19 protein-coding genes, 1 pseudogene and 1 other annotated feature are annotated in these 20,529 nt (G+C 67.9%); of the genes and pseudogenes, 7 read left to right on the forward strand and 13 right to left on the reverse strand.

Annotated features, from left to right (window positions below; all coding sequences use genetic code 11):
- Positions 1 to 62: 62 nt before the first annotated feature.
- The gene (locus tag CLV37_RS28680) at positions 63 to 335 is read right to left on the reverse strand and encodes a hypothetical protein (protein ID WP_245885894.1); all 273 of its coding nucleotides are present in this window, start codon (positions 333 to 335) and stop codon (positions 63 to 65) included.
- Positions 114 to 248 (forward strand) — a sequence feature (AL1L pseudoknot). It overlaps the preceding gene by 135 nt.
- Here CLV37_RS28680 and CLV37_RS25365 point away from each other — a divergent pair.
- On the forward strand, positions 222 to 1,118 hold the full coding sequence (locus CLV37_RS25365) for an IS3 family transposase (RefSeq protein WP_245885908.1): 897 nt from the start codon (positions 222 to 224) through the stop codon (positions 1,116 to 1,118). The genes CLV37_RS28680 and CLV37_RS25365 overlap by 114 nt on opposite strands.
- A 99-nt stretch (positions 1,119 to 1,217) precedes the next feature.
- Here CLV37_RS25365 and CLV37_RS25370 read toward each other — a convergent pair whose 3' ends face one another.
- The 5 genes from CLV37_RS25370 to CLV37_RS25390 all read right to left on the reverse strand — a co-directional run bounded on the left by CLV37_RS25370 (position 1,218) and on the right by CLV37_RS25390 (position 6,409).
- The gene (locus CLV37_RS25370; RefSeq protein WP_106215540.1) at positions 1,218 to 2,594 is read right to left on the reverse strand and encodes an NAD-dependent succinate-semialdehyde dehydrogenase; all 1,377 of its coding nucleotides are present in this window, start codon (positions 2,592 to 2,594) and stop codon (positions 1,218 to 1,220) included.
- A gap of 35 nt (positions 2,595 to 2,629) precedes the next feature.
- A complete protein-coding gene (locus CLV37_RS25375) occupies positions 2,630 to 3,370 on the reverse strand; it encodes an SDR family NAD(P)-dependent oxidoreductase (RefSeq protein ID WP_106215541.1) in 741 nt (246 codons plus the stop codon).
- Complete coding sequence (locus CLV37_RS25380; RefSeq protein WP_106215542.1) at positions 3,367 to 4,350, reverse strand: alpha/beta hydrolase; 984 nt, start codon at positions 4,348 to 4,350, stop codon at positions 3,367 to 3,369. Before CLV37_RS25380 ends, CLV37_RS25375 begins: the two co-directional genes overlap by 4 nt.
- Positions 4,351 to 4,387: 37 nt before the next feature.
- A complete protein-coding gene (locus CLV37_RS25385) occupies positions 4,388 to 5,107 on the reverse strand; it encodes a TetR/AcrR family transcriptional regulator (protein ID WP_106215543.1) in 720 nt (239 codons plus the stop codon).
- Between the two features lie 105 nt (positions 5,108 to 5,212).
- Complete coding sequence (locus CLV37_RS25390) at positions 5,213 to 6,409, reverse strand: saccharopine dehydrogenase family protein (RefSeq protein WP_106215544.1); 1,197 nt, start codon at positions 6,407 to 6,409, stop codon at positions 5,213 to 5,215.
- Between the two features lie 469 nt (positions 6,410 to 6,878).
- On the opposite strand from CLV37_RS25390, the gene CLV37_RS25395 reads away from it, so the two are divergent.
- From CLV37_RS25395 to CLV37_RS25415, 5 genes are all read left to right on the forward strand, one after another.
- A complete protein-coding gene (locus CLV37_RS25395) occupies positions 6,879 to 7,898 on the forward strand; it encodes a phosphotransferase (RefSeq protein ID WP_170127502.1) in 1,020 nt (339 codons plus the stop codon).
- A 44-nt stretch (positions 7,899 to 7,942) separates the two neighbouring features.
- Complete coding sequence (locus CLV37_RS25400) at positions 7,943 to 8,743, forward strand: SDR family NAD(P)-dependent oxidoreductase (protein WP_106215546.1); 801 nt, start codon at positions 7,943 to 7,945, stop codon at positions 8,741 to 8,743.
- 31 nt (positions 8,744 to 8,774) lie between these two features.
- A complete protein-coding gene (locus CLV37_RS25405; protein ID WP_106215547.1) occupies positions 8,775 to 9,941 on the forward strand; it encodes an NAD(P)/FAD-dependent oxidoreductase in 1,167 nt (388 codons plus the stop codon).
- A complete protein-coding gene (surE, locus tag CLV37_RS25410; protein WP_106215548.1) occupies positions 9,938 to 10,774 on the forward strand; it encodes a 5'/3'-nucleotidase SurE in 837 nt (278 codons plus the stop codon). Before CLV37_RS25405 ends, surE begins: the two co-directional genes overlap by 4 nt.
- Before the next feature lie 152 nt (positions 10,775 to 10,926).
- Positions 10,927 to 12,396, forward strand: coding sequence for an APC family permease (locus CLV37_RS25415; protein WP_211298952.1), 1,470 nt, complete (start codon positions 10,927 to 10,929; stop codon positions 12,394 to 12,396).
- 12 nt (positions 12,397 to 12,408) lie between these two features.
- Here the strand turns inward: CLV37_RS25415 and CLV37_RS25420 are convergent.
- A protein-coding gene (locus CLV37_RS25420; protein WP_245885901.1) for an IS5 family transposase occupies positions 12,409 to 13,238 on the reverse strand; the annotation gives its coding sequence in 2 pieces (ribosomal slippage) (positions 12,409 to 12,875 and positions 12,875 to 13,238; 831 coding nt in all).
- Positions 13,239 to 13,419: 181 nt separating this feature from the next.
- Between CLV37_RS25420 and CLV37_RS25425 the strand changes: the two genes are divergently transcribed.
- Positions 13,420 to 14,757: an aspartate aminotransferase family protein gene (locus CLV37_RS25425; protein ID WP_106215550.1), complete on the forward strand. Its 1,338-nt coding sequence runs from the start codon at positions 13,420 to 13,422 to the stop codon at positions 14,755 to 14,757.
- Between the two features lie 548 nt (positions 14,758 to 15,305).
- Here CLV37_RS25425 and CLV37_RS25430 read toward each other — a convergent pair.
- The 6 genes and pseudogenes from CLV37_RS25430 to CLV37_RS25450 all read right to left on the reverse strand — a co-directional run bounded on the left by CLV37_RS25430 (position 15,306) and on the right by CLV37_RS25450 (position 20,478).
- Entirely contained in the window at positions 15,306 to 16,766 is a 1,461-nt protein-coding gene (locus CLV37_RS25430) for an aldehyde dehydrogenase family protein (protein WP_106215551.1), read from the reverse strand.
- The gene (locus CLV37_RS25435; protein WP_106215552.1) at positions 16,763 to 17,725 is read right to left on the reverse strand and encodes an NAD(P)-dependent oxidoreductase; all 963 of its coding nucleotides are present in this window, start codon (positions 17,723 to 17,725) and stop codon (positions 16,763 to 16,765) included. Before CLV37_RS25435 ends, CLV37_RS25430 begins: the two co-directional genes overlap by 4 nt.
- Entirely contained in the window at positions 17,722 to 18,186 is a 465-nt protein-coding gene (locus CLV37_RS25440; protein ID WP_106215553.1) for a carboxymuconolactone decarboxylase family protein, read from the reverse strand. Before CLV37_RS25440 ends, CLV37_RS25435 begins: the two co-directional genes overlap by 4 nt.
- 48 nt (positions 18,187 to 18,234) lie before the next feature.
- Positions 18,235 to 18,960, reverse strand: a pseudogene (locus CLV37_RS25445) (substrate-binding domain-containing protein); the annotation flags it as partial.
- An 18-nt stretch (positions 18,961 to 18,978) separates the two neighbouring features.
- Entirely contained in the window at positions 18,979 to 19,269 is a 291-nt protein-coding gene (locus tag CLV37_RS28235; protein WP_211298954.1) for a LacI family DNA-binding transcriptional regulator, read from the reverse strand.
- A gap of 96 nt (positions 19,270 to 19,365) precedes the next feature.
- On the reverse strand, positions 19,366 to 20,478 hold the full coding sequence (locus CLV37_RS25450) for an oxidoreductase (RefSeq protein ID WP_106215554.1): 1,113 nt from the start codon (positions 20,476 to 20,478) through the stop codon (positions 19,366 to 19,368).
- Positions 20,479 to 20,529 lie beyond the last annotated feature (51 nt).

Below are 20,529 nucleotides of genomic sequence, written 5' to 3' on the forward strand. Positions count from 1 at the left end.
TCTGCGTCGTGGTGAGGACACCGGCCATGCTCAACTCCTGTCAGCGACCAACCATGATCATCTCATGGGTGTTGCGCTGACTCCTTGAGACCGCCGATCCTGCGCCGGGCGTCGGCTTTCTTCGCGGCGGAGCTCGACCGCCCCATCCGCTGACACCAGATCAGGTCGCCCAGGTCGTCGACTTCATCGACCAGAACAAGGACGAGCTCGGGGTCGAGCCGATCTGCAGCCAGTTGCAGGTCGCCCCCAGCACCTACTACGCCGCCCGCACCCGACCCCCGTCGGCGCGAGCCTGCAGCGACGAGGCCGCCCTCGTCGAGATCGACCGGGTCCACCAAGACAACCTGCGGGTCTACGGAGCCCGAAAGCTCCACGCGGCGATCAACCGCAGACGAGCTGAGAAGGCTCCCGCCGGGCAGTCGGCGTCCCGTATCGCCCGCTGCACCGTCGAACGACTGATGAAGGCCGCCGGCCTGCACGGTCTGCGCCGCAACGGTAAGCCCCCACGGACCACCATTCCTAGTCCAAAGGACACCCGACCGGACCTGGTGGAGCGGAACTTCACCGCCGACCGACCCGACCGCCTGTGGGCGGCGGACATTACGTACATCCGGACCTGCTCAGGCTGGGTGTACGCCGCCTTTGTGCAGGACGTGTGCACCCGCCGCATCGTCGGCTGGCAAGTCGCCGACCACCTACGCACTGAACTGGCCCTGGATGCGCTGCAGATGGCGTTCTGGGTCAGGCGCCGTGAGGGCGCGGAACTGACCGGATTGCGGCACCACTCGGACAAGGGCGTTCAATACGTTGCATTGCGCTACAGCGAAAGTCTTGCCGCTGAGGGTGCTGTTGCCTCGGTCGGCTCCACGGGCGACTCCTACGACAATGCGATGGCCGAGGCGTTCAACTCGGTATTCAAGGCCGAGTGCATCCGCAACCCGCACCTCCCCGGCCGGGACGGTCCCTGGCGGGGCCTGGACGACGTCGAGCGGGCCGTCGCCGACTACATCGACTGGTACAACACCCGCCGGCTGCACGGCGAGCTCGGCATGATCCCGCCGGTGGAGTTCCAGGCCCAGATCGAGATCACCGCCAGCCCGGAGGTCACCGCCGCCTGAGCGTCACTTCACACCCTCTATCAAACCCGGGCCTTGACAGTTCTCCGGTGGTCCCGGGGCTGGAACCCCCAGGACCACCAGAACAGTTTTGCGTCCTGATTAAACTGGGAGTTTGTGCATCAGCTTGCGGTTCACGAACTCGTCAATCCCGACCGCACCGAGTTCACGACCGATCCCGGAACGCTTGGTGCCGCCGAAGGGGACGTCCGCACCGCCCTTCTCGCGGCGGTTGATGAAGACCATTCCGACGTCGAGCTGGTCAGCCACCCGCTGCGCCTCCTGCTCGTCGGCGCTAAAGACCGCAGCCCCTAGGCCAAACGGGGAGTCGTTCGCGACTGTCACGGCTTCCGCGGCGTCTTTCACGCGGTGCACGACGGCCACCGGACCGAACAACTCCTCGTGGTAGGCCCGCATATCGGGGGTCACGTCCGTCAGGACGGTCGGCTCGAGGAAACTCCCCTCCCGGTCGACTTGACGTCCGCCGGTGCGCAGCGTGGCGCCCTTGGACACGGCGTCCTCGATCTGCTTAATGAGCTCGTCGACCGCAGCCTGGTTCACCAGCGGTCCGTAAGTCGTCGCGGCGTCGGTCGGGTCACCTGTGACGGCGGCCGCCATCGACGCGGTGAACTGCTCGACGAAGTCGTCGTACAGACCCTCGGCGACGATGAACCGCTTGGCCCCGTTGCAGGACTGTCCGCCGTTGCTGAGCCGACCCGTCACGGCGTCGGCCACGACGGGCGTGAGGTCCTTGGCTGACAGAACGATGAACGGGTCCGAACCACCGAGTTCGAGGACGACCTTCTTGAGGTTCTGCCCGGCCACGGATGCCACTGCAGCCCCCGCGCGCTCGCTGCCGGTCACCGACACCCCGACGATGCGCGGGTCGGCGAGGATGCGGGCGACCTGCTCGTTGTCGGCGAAGACGTTGACGTAGGCACCGTCGGGCAGACCGGCCGAGCGGACGATGTCGGCGATGGCCAGTGCTGACTCCGGGCAGTTGGACGCGTGCTTGAGCAGGATCGTGTTGCCCGCCACGAGATTTGGGGCCACGAACCGGGCCACTTGGTAGAACGGGTAGTTCCACGGCATTACCCCGAGCAGGGCACCGACGGGCGCCTTCCGGACCCAGGTGGTGCCACCGATGCTGGCGTCCAGCGGGGTGTCGGCCAGCAGCTCGGGACCCTTGTCGGCGTAGTACCGGTAGATGCTGATGACCGTCTGCAGTTCACCGCGTGCCTCGGCCGTGGTCTTGCCCATCTCACGGGTCATGATGGACGCGAGGTCGTCGATGCGCTGTTCGTGAATGTCTGCGATCGTGCGGACGAAGGCAGTGCGCTCGGCGAGCGGGACCGTGCGCCACACCTCGAAGGCGCTGCCGACCGCGGCGAGGGCGTCGACGACGTCGGTGTCAGTGGCGGAAGGAAATTCGTTCTCCACCTTGCCCGTGGCCGGGTTGAGGACCTGATACTTGCCCATCGTTGCTCCTTGCAGCTAGGGGTGGGGAAGAGGGGTCACGTGAGGGAGATGCCGCCGTCGACGACCAGGGTGTGGCCGTTGACGTAGGCCGACTCGTCGCCGACGAGGTAGGCCATCGCCTGGGCGATGTCGAGGGGCTCTCCGAGCCGACGGCTCGGAGTGCGATCCATGTACTGCGCGAAGACCTCCGGGGACTCACGCATCCAGGCGCTCATGGGAGTGTCCACGTACCCGGGGGCGATGGCGTTGACCCGCAGGCCCAGTGGACCCCACTCCACCGCGAGGCAGCTCGTGAGGTGGATGAGCGCTGCCTTGGACGAGGCGTAATCGGCACAATTGGGTCGAGCCTTCAGCCCTGCGTAGCTCGCGACGTTGACGATCACCCCGCGGCCGGCCTGGATCATCTGCCGGGCCGCGGCCTGCGCGGCGAAGAAGGCACCCTTGAGGTTGACGTCCATCGTCCTGTCCCAAGCCTCCGGAGTAAGTTCGAGTGCCGTGGCGCGCACCAGGACTCCCGCGTTGTTGATCCAACCGTCCAGTCGGCCGTTCTCGCGCACGACCTCGACGGCCAGGTCGTCGACGGCCCGGTGGTCGGTGATGTCGAGAGTGCGGTACTCCACCCCCGCTCGACGATCGTTCTCCTGGGGCACGTCTCGGTCCACGGCAAAGACCGTGGCCCCGCGTTCTTCGAAGCCCTGGACGGCTGCGGCGCCGATCGAGCCACCGGCTCCGGTCACCACCACCACTCGTCCGTGCAGGGGTGCGTCGTGGGTCATGGCAGATCCTCAAGAGGCTGTCCATCGTGCTGTTGGGACGGGATCGCACCGCGCCCGGGGCGCAGGAGGTGACGTGCGAACCAATCCGCCGCCGCACGCCGGGTGACGTGGAGGTGGTCGGTGTAGACGGAGTAGTGCCCGCCGGGGAGGACGAGGAGTTCCTTGGGCTGCTGTGCTCTCTCGTAGGCCTCGAGCTGCAGGTCGGCCGGCGTGGTGACGTCGTCGGCGGCGACGATCATCAGCAGAGGTTTCGGGGCGATGCGTTCGATGGTCAGGCCGGGTTCGTAGCTGCGCGCCAGTTCCAGCGATCGCACCGTCACGAAGTTCTGCCACTCGGGGCAACGCCGACCCTCGGCGCTCATGTAGGCGTAGCTGTCCGGCCCGGGGTAGGCCACGGCCGCCGCCGTCGGGTCCGGACTGACGAGCGGGATGGTCAGCGGCTCCCGCCCCCGGAGCCGCCCTTGTCGGTCGTGGTCGAACCGCGCCTGCTGAGCGGCGATGGTGGCGTCATCCCAGCGGTCCCGAGCGGCCCGGTAGCCGCTGATCGTGGGTACCTGGGCCACCACCGCCGCGACACGGTCGTCCTGGGCCGCGACGGTCAGCGCGTGACCACCGCTGTAGCTGCTGCCCCAGATCCCGACCTTCGCGGGGTCGACCTCAGGACGCGTCAGAACCCAAGTGACCGCCGTGCGGAAGTCCTCGACCTGCCGGTGCGGATCGATCTCCTGACGAGGGGTTCCGTCGCTGCGACCAAGGTGGCGGAAGTCGAAGGTCAGCGTCGCCAATCCGGCGGCCTGGAAGCTCTCCGCGTAGTCCTGCAGGTCCCCGCTCGCCACCATGGCCCACCCGTGGGCCATCACAACAACGGGCACGGGTGACGCGGCGCCCACCGGCACGCTGAAGGTGCCCCGCACGGTGGTGTCGTCGACGGAGAACTCGACGGCTTCGCTGCTCACACCACTCCTGGGCCCGGTGCGCATCGGACCGGCGGGAGGTGCGGACGCGTACGACACAAGATCACTCACTTCTCTCAGTTGGGTCATGGATACCGAGGATGTTCCAGACGACCGCCATGTAGCGGTCGATCACGGCCTCGTGGTTGACGCTGAGGACGTCCGAACTCGACTGCGTCAGGCTGTCGCACAAGGTGAGGATGCACCGTGTCTGGACGCGGGCGTCGGGCGATCGGACGGACCTGCGGAGGTGAACGACCTCCCGGTACAGCCACCCGAAGTAACTCGACCGAGCCTCTCGCAGAACGCGTTGCACCGTGGGGTCGGCGATGGTCAGCACCGACTGGTTGTTCAGGAGGCTGTCACTGGCCGCCGCCAACCCCGACCGGTTCAGCTGGAACGTCATGTGGCGACGGCACAGACCGTCCAGTCGCCGCCACGGTTCGTCGCCGTCCTGGGGGACCACCACATCCACCAGGAAGGAGCAGTACGCCCGGGCCAGTGCCGCCGACAGGATGGATTCCTTCGACGGGAAGTGGGCGTAGATCGCGGCGGCCTTGATACCCACGGCCGATGCCAGCGTGCGCATCGACGTCCCGCCGAAGCCCTCGCGTGCGAAGGCTTCGATCGCGGCGACGAGCAACCGTTCGCGGGTGTCGCCGCGAACCTCACCGGTGCCGGCGCTCGCCGCCGCGAGCACGTGCACGAGGTTGGCCAGGTCCGGGTCGTCGATGCCGTTGGGCACGCTGGATCGGAAGGTCTCGTACTCGGACGTGATCGCCATGGTTGCTCCCGACACTCTGCGGTGGTGATGGCTCTTCCCCCACCGGACTGCAGCGGCGGACGGAGCACGACGTACCGAAGATTCCACCACGAGCAGGACAGACGGTCAGACCCCAGTACCGACCCGCTCGTGCGTCACCGAACCCTGGTAGAGCAACTCGGAACGAGGGACACCCCAGTGCTCCGCAACGAGCGTGAGGAAGGGTTCAGGGTTCAGCACCCGTTCGGGCGGGAAGACCCCCGCGGGCAGAACCTGCCCCATGCCCGTCGCGGCGGCTACCGCCAGGGGGACACCCGTCCCGATGGCCATGGGTTCAGGCTTGTTGCGCGTCGCGGCGAACTGCGTCACGGACTGCCCGTCCCGCGTTCCGGTGGCGGCGACGAAGTAGATCGGCAAGTCCCCGACGCCACGGAAGCGCGGCGCCTCGGCCTGCGCGCGTCGTCCGATCTCGGTATCCCGGTCCACGAGGAGGCGGGTGGCCTCGGCCACCGAGATCTCACCCGACTCGATCTTGCCGGCGAGGATCGAGAACTCCGCAGCGCGGTCGGCGGTCATAAGGCACAGGCTTCGGCATCCTCCGGTGACGGAAAAGCTGTCGCGGAAGGTGATGGGCTCGGGATGCCCCACCACGTACCCCGTGCCCTGCCCCAGCCCGGGGATGTCGATCTCGACGGGCTCCAGTGGTGTGCTCTCCACGAAGACACCTTCTTCCAGCGTGGTGACGGTGCCCGTCACCTGCTCGAAGAAGTGCTCGAGAGCGGCCTCGCTCTGCCCGTTGAAGGAGCGGAGCAGGTCCCAGTCCTGGTAGCTGCTGTTGAACGACCATGCGGTGGCGATGTCGTGGACCTCGTCGAGACCGCCGGTGGCGAGTCGGCCGAGGATGTTCATGAAGCCAGGGCTCGCGCCCGCACCGATGACGGCCGTGACACCCGCGGCCTCGGCCTCGGCGTGCAGCCCCAACATCTCGGCGGTCGGCTCGGGATCGTCGCAGATGTCGTAGTACCGGGTCCTGCTTGCGATGGCGGCGCGCAGGATCGGCACCCCGAACTTGAAGAAGGGACCGACCGTGTTGAGCACGACGTCCGCGTCCTCGAGCAGTCGGAGCAGCGCGGGCGTGTCGGTCACGTCCAGCTCGACCGCGCGGGCGGTCTGCCCCGCGTCCAGCAGGTGTCGGGCCGTCTCTTCGGCAGCCCGGCCGTTGCGGTCGGCCACCACGATCTCGTCCGGCGATGCGATCCTGGACAGGGTGGTCAACGCCTGTCGACCCATGGCTCCCGATCCACCAAGTGCGACCACGCGCATGGTCAACCCCTCCTTGTCTGGGCGGCCCGGTGGCCGGCTCTCGTCCTAGCTTAACGATCGTTCGGCTGTTGCCAAGGGGTGCGGCAGGATTCCCTCGACGGATCGCATGACTCCGCGCTACCTTCCTGTCGCTGCGCGAAACAAGTCCGTAACAGTGCCGGCGCTCTTCCTGTAACACGCTTACTTTACGTTCGTTCGGGTACGACGACGTGACCGAGGAGTGCACCATGACCAGGCAGCAGACGGCCGACCGCGACGTCGACCCCTTGCAGGCCTGTTGCGCCGGTGACCAACGCTGGAACACCGGGGGCCCAGCGCTCGAGCGGGGTGCTCGACGACCCCCCACGGCCGCCCGGCGCGACGACCGCACCGCGGGTCCACGACCCCACGACCCCACGACGGGGCCTCCCAGACCACCCCGCCCACCCTCACCCAGCCTGAGAGGTTTCCGATGCCCGAGGACCTGACCGTGACCACCACGGAGCCCCTGCGCAGCCCCCACCTGCCGGCGTCGACGCATTTCAGCGAGGACGTCAGCGACGACATCCGCGCCCAGACCCTCGACGTCCTCGGCCGCTGGGACCTGCCCGAACTCACCGGTCCACTGACCGTGACCCGCCTGTCGGGGGGTGCCAGCAACGTGAACCTGCGCATCGACGGCGCGGCGGGCAGCTGGGCCCTACGGCTGTGCGCTCTCGACGCGACGCGCTGGGGCGTGTCGCGCTCCGCGGCGATCGTCGCTCAGCGCGACGCGGCGGCGCTCGGCCTGGCGCCGGACATCATCGCCTGCTCCCCCGACGAAGGCCACTTCCTGTCCGCCTTCACCACGGGAGCTACCGTCACGTCCCAGTACGTCCGCGACGCCGCGCTGATCCCCCTCGTGGCTCGCACTCTCAGCGACCTCAAGCTCGGTTCGACGAACTCCCGGTGGTTCTCCCCCTTCGACGACCTGCGGACGTTCGTCGAGTTCGCGGACGCCGAGGCGTCGCTGCCGGAGGGGACGCAAGAGCTCCTCGGTGCCGTGCTGAGGATCGAAGCCCTCTTCCAGACACGCAAACCTCCTGTGGGGTTCTGCCACAGCGATCTCGTTCCGCAGAACTTCATCCAGGACGCGCCGGACCACCTCGTGATGGTGGACTTCGACTACGCCGGCAACGGCTGGGTCGCCTTCGAGCTGGCCTCCTTCGCGTGCCAGGCCGAGCTCACACCCGCCGAGACCGAGGAACTCGTCCTGGCCTACGATCCGGCGGCCGACGACGCCCAACGCGCCCGTCTGGAGCTGATGCGACTGGTCGCCGGTGTCCGTGACGGTGCCTGGGCCCTGATGGCCGAGCCCCTCCTTGGCACGCAGACGACCCCCCTCGACGGGTGGACCTACCAGAAGTACGCGGCGAACAACTTCAACCAGGCCCGCGCCGTCATCGAGTCGGGGCGGTTCGAGGACTTCCTGCGGGCCGCCCGGAGCGTCACCGCGCACGCACGCTTCTGACCTGACCCGTCATCCGACCCGCCCCCGCAGACCCGGAGAGCCACATGACCGACCTCAAGGACAAGACCGTCGTCATCACCGGCGGTGGCCGCGGATTGGGCCTGGAGATGGCCGTCGCCGCCGCCAAGGCGGGCAGCTCGCTAGCCCTCATCGGGCGCAGCGCCCGGACCCTCGACGAGGCCGCTGCGCAACTGGCCACGACCGCACCCCGCCTCAGCCGCCACGTCGCCGACGTGGGACGCCCCGAGGAACTCGACCGCGCCTTCGCCGAGATCGCCGACGAGCACGGAACAGTGGACGGTCTGGTCAACAACGCCGGCATCGCCGAGGAGTACGCCTTCCTCGACACTCCGCGCGAGAGCTGGCATCGCGTCCTCGACGTCAACCTGACGGCCGCCTTCGTCACAACGCAGTTGGCTGCGCGCCTGATGCCGAGTGGCGGGAGCATCGTCAACATCGCGTCGGTCGACGCCTACGGCGCCGACGGTCCCTACGCGAGCTACGTCGTGGCGAAGACGGGACTCCTGGGTCTGACGAGGGCCGCGGCCGTGGAACTGGCACCTCTGGGCATCCGCGTGAACTCGGTGAGCCCGGGATGGACGCTGACCGACATGGCCGCCGAGAGCGTCGACCCCCAGATGCTGCACCGCATGCGCACGAACTTCCGCCGCGCCCCGTTGGGCCGCATGACGACGCCCCTCGAGATCGCCGGAGCGGTCAACTTCCTCCTGGGTCCGCACTCCTCCGGGATCACCGGCGAAGACATCGTCGTCGACGGCGGGACGCGCGCCAACCTCTTCATCTTGGAGTCGGTCAGCGAACCGGCCTCCGAAGCCTCCGCATGATCGTCGTCCCGTTCCGCCGAAGGAGAACCACATGACCCTGTCCATCGCCGTCATCGGCGCCGGCACCGCCGGCAGCGGAGCCGCTCGACGAGCTGCCGAGCTGGGCGCACGTGTCACGCTCGTCGAGCGGGACGCACCCGCCAGCGGGTCGTCGGGCCGATCGGCCGCCATCTACAACGTCCAGACTGTCGACCCCTTGCACATCGAACTGCGGATGCGTGCCCGCGAGCTGTTCTTCCGCCTCGAGGCGGAACGGGGACTCCCCCTCAACCGGATCGGCAACGTCCGCGTCGCCTGGACCCCGGCGGACATCGAACGGTTGGAGGACGTGGTCAAGGTCCAGCGCGACCTCGGTCTCGGACCGCAGGACTCCCAACTGCTGACCCGTCGGCAACTGCAGGAACTGGTGCCCGATCTCGAGACGGGAGACCTCTCCGGCGGCCTGTTCGGTCCCCGGGACGGAACCATCGACGGCGGCTACATGTGCCAAGCCCTCGTGGACGAGGCGGTCGAGCTGGGGGCGACGTACCTGAAGGCGGACGTCATCGGTCACGAGGCGCTTCCCGCTGGAGGACACCGGCTGCAGACCAGCGCGGGGGACGTGACCGCGGACGTCGTCATCAACGCCGCGGGTGCGTGGGCTGGACGGGTGGCGGACGTCTTGGGGTACTCCGTCCCCGTGCTCCCCCAGGTCCACGACATCGTCAAGGTAAGACTGCCGCACCCTCTCAGCTACACGATGCCGATGGTGAACCTGTACATGCCCGGCACGGAAGGAGAGGCGCTCTACTTCCGCCGATTCGACGACGACACGCTCCTCGCGGGGCTGCACACCTACCAGGTCCTCGACGACCATCCCATCGCCGATCCGGAGAACTACCGTCCCGAGGTCGAACCCTCGTACGTCGAGGCGGTTCAGAAGGCCATCGACGAGCGGCTGCACCTCGACGGTCTGGTTGTCGAAGCGGGTTGGACGGGTCTCTACCCCCTCACCAGCGACGGCGAGTTCATCATCGGCCCCGAGCGGCACGACGAGAGCGTCATCACCTGTACCGGTCTGGGTGGCGTCGGCGTCACCTCCGGCGCCATGGCCGGCTACACAGCAGCGGAGTGGGCCATCCACTCCGCCCCGTCCACCATCCCCGGAGCCCGGCGCTGGGCGCCGGGCCGCGAGACCTTGGAGCGGCTTCCCGCATGAGCATCCTCCTGTGCAACGACGACGGCGTTCAGTCCGACGGACTGCACTCCCTGCGAGACGGCCTCATCGCGGCCGGTCACCGCGTCCTCACCGTCGCCCCCAGCCACCCCCGCAGCGGTTCCTCGCGGGGCGCCACGTTCCGCAACCCCGTGCTGATCGAGCAGGTGGGTGGAGACATGACAAACCCCGTGTACGCCTGCGACGGCACGCCCACCGACTGCGTCCGTGTGGCGATGCTGTCAGACCTGGCCAACGACGCCGAACTCGTCTTGTCCGGAATCAACGAAGGGGCGAACCTGGGCGACGACTCGACCTACTCCAGCACCATGGGTTCGGCCCTCGAGGGCGCCCTGCTGGGTCTGCCCGCCATCGCCGCATCGCAGCAGTCGGTGGACGGGTTGTTCCGCCTGGTGGACGCGACGGGATACGACTGGTCCCTAGGCGTGCGGGCGACGGTGAACGTCGTCGAACAGGTCCTCACCAGCGGCATGCCCGCCCGCACGGCCATCAACCTCAACGCCCCGGGTCGACCCGCGGTCGACGTCCGCGCCGAGGTCACCCGACTCGGTCGGCGCAACTGGGCGAGGAACAGCCTGCAGATCGAGACCCACGGGAACTCGCGCGGTTACTTCACCTTCGGCGTTACGCACGACGGAGACGCCCCCTACGTCGCCGAGGAGGGGACGGACTTCGACGCTTTGCGTCGCGGTCACATCGCCTTGTCGGCCGTGTCGGTGAACTGGAACAACCCGGGTGCCGTGGTCGAACTGGAGAAGTGGCTCGGACAGGCCGCCGACTCGCTCACGGAAGCAGTGCGTCCCGACGCTCCCTGACCCTCACGGCACCCGGATGCATCCACGGCGTCCGGTCCCGTGAGTTCCACCCGTCGTCACCTCATCCACATCGCACCTCCGGCTCCCGACGAGGATGTCGAAGGGCCCGCACCACCCCGTCTCCCCCACCGATCGGGAAACCTGGAGTCATCATGTCCGCGGAGATGCAAGACAGCACGTCGACAACGCGCAGCAACACCGCCGCGCCCGAGGAACGCCGACTCGAGGGAAACCTGGGCACGATGGACATCGTCTTCACGGTGTTGGCGTTCAACGCACCTCTGTCGGTGTTCGTAGGGTTCGTCCCCGTCATCATCGGCGTCGGCAACGGACTGGGCGCCCCCATCGCGTACCTCGCCGCCGGCCTGCTCATCCTGCTGTTCGCCGTGGGGTTCACCGCGATGGGCCGCAAGCTCCCGAACGCCGGCGCCTTCTACGCCTACATCACTGCCGGCCTCGGCCGACCGATCGGGCTGGGAGCGGCTTTCCTGGCTGTCGTGTCCTACATCTTCGTCCTGGTCGGCGGTTACGCTTTCGGCGGGATCGTCCTGGAAGCCCTGGTCCGAGACGTGCTCGGCGGGCCCGACATCACCTGGTGGGCCTGGGTACTCGTCCTCATGGCCACGGCTGGAACCCTCGGCTACTTCAAGATCAGCCTCTCCGCGAAGATCCTCACCGTTACGATGACTCTGGAACTCATCGTCGTCGTGGCCTACAACGCCGTCGTCTTCGCCACCGGCGGGCAGGACGGACAGACCGGCGCCCCGTTGGTCGTGTCGAACATCTTCTCGGGCAACCTGGGGCTCGCAGCCCTCTTCGGCATCGTCTGCTTCTCCGGGTTCGAAGCGACCGCGGTCTTCCGAGAGGAGGCGCGCGACCCAGCCAGGACCGTTCCCCGGGCCACGTACATCGCCATCATCACCATGGCCGTCCTCTACGCGACCTCGGCGTGGGCGATGATCACCGGTATCGGCACGTCGGCTGTCGTCGACGCGTCTGCAAGCGACCCCACAGGGACGGTATTCGCCTCGATCCAGCAGTACCTGGGCAACGTCGCGGTGGACCTGGTGAACGTCCTGCTGGTGACGAGCATCTTCGCTGCGAACCTCGCGACCCACAACGTGACGACCCGCTACCTCTACTCCCTCAGCGTCGACCGGGTCTTCCACCCGCGGCTGGGTCGCGTGCACGCACGCCACGGTTCGCCCCACGTCGCGTCCATCGCGACCAGCATCATCGCGGTCGCCTTCCTGACCGTACTGGTCCTGGCCCGAAGCGACGGGGCGACCATCTACGCAGTGCTCGTGGGCATCGGCGGTTACGCTCTGATCCTGCTGATGCTCCTTACCAGCATTGCGGTCGTCCGCTTCTTCGCCGCTGACCGGACGGGCTCCCTGTCGTGGAGCCGCACGATCGCCCCTGTGATCGCCGCGCTCGGGCTCGTCGGCGCGCTTGCTCTTGCCTCAGCCAACCTCGGAACGATGGTCGGCGGCAACCAGGCCCTGGCTAGCGGGTTGATGATGCTGTTCTACACCTGTCTCGTCGTCGGAGTCGTCTACGCGTTGATCCTCCGCAGGCGGTCCCCAGAGGTCTACCAGCGCATCGGCCGCCAGGACGTCTAACAGCTTCTTTCATTATGAGGTTGAGAGCTTCCGGTGGCAGATCAGCGCGCACGCCAGCTGCAGCAGGCTCAGATGCAGATCAGCCCGGACCTCGTAGCGGATCCGCAGCCGCTTGAACTGATGCAGCCAGGAGAAGGTGCGCTCCACGACCCAGCGGGTGCGTCCCAGACCTGAACCGTGGACGACACCGCGGCGGGCGATACGCGGGACGATCCCGCGTGCGCGCAGCGCGCGGCGGTAGATGTCGAAGTCGTAGGCGCGATCAGCGAACAGGTACCTCGGGTGCAGGCGAGGCCGGCCGCGAACACCGCGAACGACTGGGAAGGCGTCGACCAAGGGCAGGAGCTGCGTCACGTCGTGGCGGTTGCCGCCGGTGAGGGTGACGGCCAACGGAACGCCACCGGCGTCGGTGAGCAGGTGGTGCTTTGATCCGTTGCGGGCCCGGTCTACTGGCGAAGGACCGGTGTGAGCCCCCCTTTGAGAGCTCGCACGTGCGAGCCGTCCACCACGGCGGTCTTCAGGTCGAGCTTGCTGGCGGCGCGCAGCTCCTCGAGCAGGACCTGGTGCAGCTGCGGCCAGACGCCGGCCTCAGTCCAGTCCCGCAGCCGGCGCCAGCAGGTGACACCAGAGCAGCCGAACTGCTCGGTCGGCAGCTGGCCCCAGGTGCAGCCGGTGATCAGGACGTGCACGATGCCGGCCAGCGCGGCCCGGTCGTTGCGGGGTAGCCGGCCTGGGTGACGGAACCGGCGCGGTGGACGCGGCGGCAGCAACGGCTGGACCCGCTGCCAGAGTTCGTCCGGCACCAGCTCCGCGACGCGCTCCAGCACCACCTCATCGGTCATGCCATCAAGGCTGCGACGGCACCAGCCGTCCCGCAACTCATAGTGAAATCAGCTGTAAGGCGCTCTCGTCCCGACGCGCCGTCGTGGTCGCTGTACGGCGGCGCGTCGTTCAACAGTTTCCCCGCTCCCCAGCTCCCACAGCACCACACCAGCCCTTCTCGTCTCGCACTCTGGAGCGACTGTGACAGACATCGATCCCCGCCCTCACCGCCCGCCCGCAGGCCGTTGGACCACCGCGCCGCGTTGTGTCGGCAAGTCGGTGCAGCACCTGGAACGGGCGAGGGCGAGCATCGGCGGCGGTGTCACCTCCGGCCTGCGGAGCGTTCTGCAGCCCCAGCCGCTGTCCTTCACATCCGGCCGCGGTAGTCGGCTCTTCGATGTGGACGGCAACGAGTACGTCGACTACGTGCTGGGCTGGGGGCCCGTGATCCTCGGCCATGCGCACCCCGCAGTCACAGACGCGGTGACCGCGCAGGTGCCCCGCGGACAGCTGTTCGGCGGGATCCACCCCGGCGAACGCATCGCCGCAGAGAAGCTCCTGTCGGCGGTTCCGGCCTTCGAACGCGTGCTCTGGAGCAACACAGGGACCGAGGCGATCCAGGTCGCCATCCGCCTCGCGCGGGCCGCGACGGGTCGAAACCTCATCGTCAAGACTTCGGGTGCCTACCACGGATGGCACGACTCGGTGCTGCTCAGCTACCGGGGTCACCGTGGCGGACACGAACCGGTTCTCGCGACTCGCGGTCAGAACCCACGGTCCGTCGACGACGTCCGGGTCGTTGAGTTCAACGACCGGGAGGATCTCGCGGAGTTCTTCGGTGCGCACGGACAGGAGGTCGCAGCCGTCTTGCTCGACCCAGTCCTCAGCAACACCGGGGTGATCGCACCGGACCCGGACTACCTCCGCGACCTCCGCAGCACGTGCGATGCGCACGGCGCTCTCCTCGTCTTCGACGAGGTGATCACCGGGTTCCGCGTCGCCCTCGGGGGAGCAGTGGAGCTCTACGGCACGATTCCCGACCTCGCCGTGTACGCCAAGGCGCTCGGGAACGGTTTCTCCGTCGCCGCCGTCGCCGGGCGTGCAGACGTCGTCGACCTCGTCGAACAAGGATGTGCCCACTCGGGCACCTACAACGGCAACGCCCTCGCCATGGCCGCTGTCTCCGCGACGCTCACCGAACTGTCGCGCCCCGGGGTCCACGAACAGCTCTGGCAGACAGCCGGAACGCTTGCTGAGGGTCTGCGTCGCACCTTCCGCGACCGTCGGGTTCGCGCGCACGTGCACCACCTCGGGCCCATCGTCCAAGTTCTCCCAGGTGTCACGGACGCCGTGTCACCCAGAGAGTTCGAAGGTCTGGACTGGTCCGTCTGGGACCGTTGGTCCCGTCGACTGTCGCAGGCAGGTCTGTTCCTCCTGCCCAATGGGAGGATGTTCCTGTCCACGGCACATTCGTCCGCGGATATCGACGTCACCCTCAACGCCTTCGGCGCTCTTGACCCCGACCTCTTGCGGGGCTGAGTTCTGCCCAACTAGGCCCCCTGGTTGCGGGCGCCGTTCCGCCGAGGTCAGCGGTGATCTTGCCGATCAGCTGCTCACGTAGCTGGGCCAGTTCCACGGCGGGTTGACGGAACTCAGGCGGGTGGGATCGGGGCACCGGGGACTCCTTTCTGGGCGACATCATCGCCTCAGGTTAGTGTCCGGAGAACCGGTCAGGCTCCGACGACGTGGAAAAGATCCGTGACGGTGACCGCCTCAGACAGTTCCTACGCTGCTGCACGCTTAAGGCCGGTCAACCCGACCACGCAACGACTTTGACGGGCTCTCTCACCAGTCCTGGGGTCGGGCCACCAACCACGCCGCGAACACGTCCTTGGATCAGCCGTCAATCATGTCCAACAGCCGGGCCGCCCAACGCAGGCCACCGCGGGACAGTTTTCCGGCCAACTCACCGAGCTCGACCAGGCCGGCGCCAAGATCGGCACTATGGACCAGCGCCTTCCCGCCTTTGCAGATCGCCCACCAGCTGCGAGGACACATCGCCGGGCGGGGCGGACGAAAGTCCACGCTCAGCGCAGTGCGATGCTCACAGACTTCACCTGCGAGTAGTGGTTCAGGGCTTCAATCCCTTTTTCCCGGCCGTATCCGCTGAGTTTCTGGCCGCCGAAGGAGGTCTGCACCGACGCGGTCGACCAGGTGTTGACGAAAACTTGCCCGACCTCCAGACATTCAGCCACCCGTAGCGCCCGGCTGACGTTCTGCGTCCACACCCCGGCGACCAGACCGAAGTCGGAGTCGTTGGCCAAGGCCACCGCTTCGTCCTCAGTCTCGAACGGGACCACGACGAGCACGGGCCCGAAGATCTCCTCACGGGCGATGCGCATGTCGTTGGTGACGCCGGTGTAGACGGTGGGTTCAACGTAGAACCCCATCCCCGAACCGGTGGCGACCTGGCCACCGGTCGCGGCGGTTGCTCCCTCGACACGGGCGATGTGGAAGTACTCCTGCACCGTCCGGAACTGCCCCTCGGTGATGAGCGGCCCGAGATGGGTCCCTACCTTCAGCCTGCGCGTGGCCGACACGACAGCGTCGACGAAAGCGTCGTGGATCGTGGACTGCACCAGCAGGCGGGTCCCGGCCGAACACACCTGGCCGGCGTTGGTGGTGAACGCGCGAACCGCCTCGGTGGCGGCGAACTCCAGGTCGGCGTCGTCGAAGACGACGTTGGCCGACTTGCCCCCCAGCTCCAGGGTCAGCGGCAAAACCCGATCGGCGGCCAGCCGCCCGATGGACTGCCCCACCCCCACCGAACCGGTGAAAGCGAGCTTGCGAACCAGCGGGTGCCGCACCAGGGCCTCCCCGACCACGGTGCCTGAACCCAGGACGACGTTGAAGACGCCGTCGGGCAGGCCCTGCTTGGTGGCGATGCGGGCCAGTTCGAGCGTGGTACGCGAGGTCACCTCGGCCGGTTTGGCTACCACTGTGTTCGCCGCGGCCAACGCTGGGGCCACCGCCCGGGCGGCCTGGTTGATCGGCAGGTTCCACGGGGTGATGACGCCTATGACACCGAACGGTTCTCGCAACGTGTAGACGTGCTGGCCGGGGACGACGTCGATGACCTCGCCGTGAGGCAGGTTCACCAGACCGGCGTAGAACTCGAAGTAGTCGGCGGCGCCGATCACCTCGGCGAGCGCTGTGCGCCGGGGTTTTCCGGTATCACTGATCTCCAGGTCGGCCAGTTCTTCGGCGCGGGCCCGCAGCGTGGCGGCGATCGCGGCCAGAACACGGCCACGCTCGGCCGAAGCCGTCTTGCGCCAGTTCCACGCTGCGGCGTCGGCCGAACGGACGGCCAGGTCGACGTCCTGGGCCGTTCCGGCGGGCACACCCACCCCGGGACCACCCGTGGCAGGGTCGACCCCCACCCTGTAGGTCGTCTCCGGGGAGACCACCCCTCGCCCCCCGATCCAGTGCGTCAGTGGTTCCCGCTGGCTACGCGCCGCGGTCTCGGCGGCGTTCTGGAGAACACTCATCGCGCCTCCTCCGACGTGGCTGGGGCCAGCCGGACCCCGGTCGTGCTGTGCAGGTACTTGGCGATCTCCGACTGGTCCGGCGACGGCGTCCCGAGGAAATCCAGCGCCTTGCGGCACACTTCGACAGCCGCAGCGGCCACGGGCGTCTGGATGTCCTGCGACTGCGCCAGCTCCAGCGCAGTCCCCACATCTTTGACCGTCAGCGGCAACGAGAAACCGATATTCCAGTCCCCCGAAAGCACCTGCTGGCCGATCTTGACCTCGGTGGACTGGTTGCGGCCCGTAGAGGTGTTGATGACGTCCAGCATGGTCTGCGGGTCCAGGCCGAACTTTGCCCCCACGGTCAGGACCTCCAAGGCGCCGACCAGGCCGATCGCCGAGAGCAGGTTGTTCAGGGCCTTCAATGCGTGACCCGACCCCACGGGACCGACGTGGGTGAACTCGCTGCGCAACGGGTCCAGCACCGGTCGGATCCGGGCGACGCTGTCGGCCTCACCGCCGGCCATGATGGTGAGGTCACCGGTCACTGCGCGACGGGGACCGCCCGAGACGGGAGCGTCAACCAGATCGGATCCTCGGGTGCGCAACCGCTTCGCCAGGCTTCGGGTGGAATCGGGGTTGGACGACCCCATGTCGACCACGATCGAACCGGGCCGCAACCGGGCCAGAAGGCTCCCCGCGTTGGACTCTTGGCCCAGGACCGTCTCGACGATTCGGCTGTTGGGCAGCATGAGGATGACGACGTCGAGGGCTGCGAGTTCGGCCACCTCCGTCGCGGCCACGACACCCAGGTCCGCGACTGCGGCCTGCAGCGTGTCCGAGTTCGCATCGAAGGCCGTGACCGACCACCCGGCGGTGCGCAGGTTGCGCACCATCGGTGTTCCCATCGTGCCCAAACCGACAAAACCGACGTTGCCCAGGCTGACCACGCCGTCGGTGGTGGCGCCGGCCAGGCTCATCGAGCCGAACCGCGGTTGGCGGCTCCAGCGTCGAACGCCTCGACGGTCGGTTCCAGACCTTCGGCGCCAACGATCTCGCGCCAGGCTTCGAAACCTTCCTGGAACGCGACGATCCCAGCCTCGGGCAGCGAGATCTCGATGGCCTCCAGGATCTCCTCCGGGCTCAGGCCGAGGTTCAACGCGACCCGGATGTGGCTCTGGATCTGCCCCTTGGAGGCCCGCATCACGGTGAGGGAAACGATGAAGATCAGCTCTTTGGTCTTGCGGTCCAGTCGTCGCTGGTCAAGGTAGGCCGCCGATACGAGGTGGTTGGCCGCCTGCAGGACCGGGAAGTCGGTCTTGGCCATGACCTTGTGGTAGTCGAGGACGTAACCGCGTTTGCGAGCCATGTCGTCGATGTAGGCCTGCGGGTCGAGCGTGGTTTCGGCCTGGTTCTGGGTGCTCTGGGTCTGGTTGCTCATGGGTTTCCTCCGGTGTGCTGGGGCGGTTTGGTCACGGGGTCCTTTCCCCTAAGTGGGCGAGAGGACTCCGGTGGTGGATTCACGTTCGATGAGCGTCGGTTCGAGGAGCTCGGCCTCGACGTCGGCTCCGTCGATGATCTGGCACAGCAGGTCGGCGCCACGCCGTCCCATTCGTTCCATCGGCGAGGACACCGAGGTCAGGGGGACGGGCAGGTGTCGCACCAGCGGGATGTCGTTGTACCCGATGACGGCGATGTCCTGACCGGGGCGTCGGCCTCTCTCGCGGGCGGCACCCATGGCCCCGATGGCGGCGAAGTCGTTGATGGCGAAGATCGCCGTCGTGTGCGGTTCGGTCTGCAGGATGTGGGTGGCCGCGGCGTAGCCACCGTCGACGTCGCTGTCGGAGTCGACGACCAGTCGTTCCTCGACCTCGACTCCGGCCCGGCGCAGGGTCCGGGTGAATCCGTGGACTCGTTCGACGTTGGTGCTGGCGTGGGAGTGCCCGGCCACGACACCGACCCGCAGGTGCCCCAGCCGCAACAGGTGCGCCGCGGCCAGTTCTCCCCCGCGGACGTCGTCGGTGGTGACGCTGGGATGGCCCTGCAACCGCCGGTTGACCATGACGAAGGGGGTCCCCCGCCGCGCCATCGTGGCGATGACCTCATCACCACCGAGCCGCGCATCGCCGACGATCACCCCTTCGACCCGACGTCCCAGGAGCTTGTCCAGCTTGTCCAGGCGGGTGGCCGGGTCGTCGTTGGTGCTGGTGACGACCGTGCTGTACCCGGCCTTTTAGGCCCCGTCGTCGACCCCCTCGTAGATGCGGGCCAGGACGTAGTCGGTCAACAGGGGAACCAGCACGCCCAGCACCCGGCTGCGGCGGGTCCGCAGACTCGAGGCGGCCGGGTCTGGGACATACCCCAGCTCCACCGCCAGCGCCCGGATGCGCAGCGCCGTGTCCGGGCCGACCGAAGTCGGGGGGTCGGCCAGCGCCCGCGAGACCGTCGCGGCGTGCACCCCGGCGCGGGCGGCAATCTGGGCGATCGTGACCGGTTTGCCGGCGCTGTTGGTCCTCGCGCGCACGATGCCTGCTCCTTCGCGGGGTGCGTAGACGGGTCGGGGGCCTCCCGAACCGGTCCCGGAACAGCGGGAACAGTCCGGGCCGGCTGAGGGGAACGCTCAGCTGAGCTCGAGTTCGAGGTCCTTCACATCGGCTAAGGGGCCGAGCAGACCGTCGGGTAGCGGCAGGTTCGTGTCGCCACCGGCACGCAGGGTCTGCGGCCAGCTCGGGTCGGCCAGCGCAGCCTTGCCGATGGCCACGACGTCGGCCGCACCGGTGGTGAGGAGTTCGCGCGAGTCGGCCACGACCTCCATGCCGCCGTTGGCGATCACGGTGCGCCCGAAGTGGTCCTTGGCCACCCGGGCCAGGGTCTTGGTGCCCTCGCTGTTCAGCGGGGCGCTGGCGCGGTATTCGGTGGTATGGACGTAATCGACACCGGACTCACGTAGGGCGACGAAGATCTGTGCTGCCTCCTGCTCGGCGCCGGCCCACTTGTGGTGGTTGTCGCTGACCTTGCCCTGGGAGATGCGGATCCCCACGGTGATCTGCGACCCCACGGCGTCGATGACGTCCTGGCACACCTCCACGGCGAAGCGGATGCGGCCGGCGACGTCACCGCCGTACTCGTCGGTGCGTTCGTTGAGGTAGTCGGTGATGAACTCGTCGAGCAGGTAGCCGTTGGCGCCGTGCACCTCGACCCCGTCGAACCCGGCGTCCACGGCGTTCTTCGCGGACTGGACGAAACCGGCGCGGACGTCGCGCAGTTCGGCGTGGGTCAGTTCGCGAGGGGTGCGGTAGGGGCCGCTGCCGCGGTACATGCCGAGCTGCTCACCACGAGGGGCGATCGCCGAGGGGCCGACGGTCCCGTCACGGTGGGCGTTGCCCTGCGACTGCCCACCACCGTGCTGCAGTTGGGCGAAGACGAGGGACCCGCCGTCGTGCAGGCGTTCCACGACGGTCGACCACGCACGGGCGTGTTCGGGGCGGGCCAGCCCGGCCTGGTGCAGGTAGGTCTGGCTGAACTCGGAGTCGGTGAAGGACCCCTCGGTGATGACGAGGCCGAACCCGCCGCGCGCCCAGCGTTCATAGTAGTTCGCGACGCGCTCGGTGACGGTGCCATCGGCGTTCGCGCTCACGCGCGTCATCGGGGCCACCGCCAACCGGTTCGGCAGCGTCAGCCCGTTGAGGTCGTACTTCTCGAAGAAGACGTCGGTTGGGTTCTGGTTGCTCATGCTCCACCTGTGTCGTTCGTTGTTGTTCGTCGTCATGCATCAGTCGTTCGT

The sequence above is a fragment of the Kineococcus rhizosphaerae genome (assembly GCF_003002055.1).
Classification (GTDB): domain Bacteria; phylum Actinomycetota; class Actinomycetes; order Actinomycetales; family Kineococcaceae; genus Kineococcus; species Kineococcus rhizosphaerae.